The 334-nt window shown below is 44.3% G+C and carries 1 protein-coding gene; it reads right to left on the minus strand.

The features are described 5' to 3' along the window. Positions 1-102: 102 nt before the first annotated feature. Positions 103-333: a BolA family iron metabolism protein IbaG gene (ibaG, locus tag AB4585_RS27005; protein ID WP_372171817.1), complete on the minus strand. Its 231-nt coding sequence runs from the start codon at positions 331-333 to the stop codon at positions 103-105. Position 334: the final 1 nt, after the last annotated feature.

Consider the following 334-nt stretch of genomic DNA (forward strand, 5'->3'; position numbering starts at 1 on the left):
GAATAAAATAGGTAAGGCCGCATTTTTAGCGCCAGAAATCGAAACCTCACCACTGAGTGGTGCAGACGATCCAGTTACTCGGAATTTTTCCATGACTAATCCTTAAAGCGACATGAGTTTTTTATCGCGCTGCCACTCATCAGGAGTAAAAGCTTTGATTGATACCGCGTGGATATCATTGCGTTGGATGTATTCCATCAAAGGTGCATAGATAAGCTGTTGCTTCTTAACACGACTCATACCGTCAAAAGATTCGTCAACGGCAATGACCTCATAGTGGCTACCTTCGCCTTTCACATGAATTTCTGCTAGCTGCAACGCGTCGTCGAGCAAT

The sequence above is a fragment of the Vibrio sp. 10N.222.49.C9 genome, from assembly GCF_041474985.1.
Classification (GTDB): Bacteria; Pseudomonadota; Gammaproteobacteria; order Enterobacterales; family Vibrionaceae; genus Vibrio; species Vibrio crassostreae_C.